Here is a 1,256-nt window from a genome sequence, read left to right as displayed (position 1 = left end):
TCCGTCGGTGAATTCAAGGGGTGGTCGCAACACGTTCTTGGTTTTCTAGGTCCTGGTTGAGGAGTTTAGTGAATACCTCGCGGGGAGTGTAGAAGCCGAGGCGTTTACGGGGCCGGTCGTTTAATTGTTCGGCGATGGCGTGGAGGTCGGTGCGGCTGTAGCGCGATAGGTCCTCGCCTTTGGGGAGGTATTCGCGTAGCAGCCCGTTCGTGTTTTCGTTACTGGGTCGTTGCTGGGGCTTATAGGGGTCGGCGAAGTAGACCCCGATCCCGGTGGCCTTGGTGAGTTGTTGGTGGTGAGACATTTCGGTGCCGCGGTCCCAGGTGAGGGTCTTAGCGAAGAACGCTGGTAGCGCCTCGAACTGCTCGATCGCGGCCGAGACCACCTGATCGGAGGCCCACCCGTCGGGGAGGTGTAGCAGACTCACGAACCCGGTGTGTCGTTCGACGATCGTGCCGACTGCGGAGTTAGACGCGGTCGATCCTTTGATCAGGTCGCCTTCGTGATGGCCCGGCACGGCGCGGCCGGCGACCTCGTCGGGGCGTTGGTGGATCGAGACCAGGTTCGGGATCCGGGTATCGGCGCTGGTATGCCTGCTGCCGCGGGTGCGGCGCCGGGTGCGTTTGGTACGTAGTGTCGCTTTCAGCTCGCGGGTCAGTTCCCCGCGTGGATACACGTAGATGCTCTGGTAGATCGACTCGGCGCTGATGCGCATCTGTTCCTCCTGCGGGTGGTCGATGAGTAACCGGCCGCTGATTTGTTCTGGTGAGAGTCGGACGTTCAGTTTCTGTTGTACGTACTCGCGGAGTCGTTGGTGCAGCGAGATTTTCGAGGGTTTCGCGCGACGCTGGTTGGTCCATGCCTGGTGGTGAGCGAACTCGGGTAGATACGTATCGAACGACTCGTGCCAGTGTCGGCGTAGTTCGCGGCTGATCGTGGAGGGGCTCCGTCCCAGACGCGAGGCGATTTGCCGGATCGAGACGCCCTGCTCGTGCAGACGCGCGATCTCCCGCCGTTCAAGGAGATTCAGATATCTCGAGTCGTATTCGCAGTCAGCTGGTCGACACATGTGCCCTAGCCTCTTGCGTATGCGGTACACCGTGCTCTCCGACACGCCGGTGCGGTCCACGATGTCTATCACTCGTTGCTCGTTCAGCAGGAGTCTGATCACTGCCTCACGCGCGTCTACCTCGATACCCATACCGGCCTCGATTCACGGTTTCAGGGTGTTGCGACAATCCCTTGACCGCACAGTC

General features: G+C 60.8%; 1 protein-coding gene. It reads right to left on the bottom strand.

The annotated features are described in order from the left end of the window. Positions 1–13: 13 nt before the first annotated feature. Positions 14–1,201 (bottom strand): IS30 family transposase, encoded by a 1,188-nt coding sequence (locus CLV47_RS21755; protein WP_337589606.1) that lies wholly within the window; start codon positions 1,199–1,201, stop codon positions 14–16. Positions 1,202–1,256 lie beyond the last annotated feature (55 nt).

Origin of the sequence: Antricoccus suffuscus, assembly GCF_003003235.1 — a bacterium.
Lineage (GTDB): Bacteria > Actinomycetota > Actinomycetes > Mycobacteriales > Antricoccaceae > Antricoccus > Antricoccus suffuscus.
Note: the sequence above shows the minus strand (reverse complement) of the source record. Positions and strands in the feature narration are given on the sequence as shown.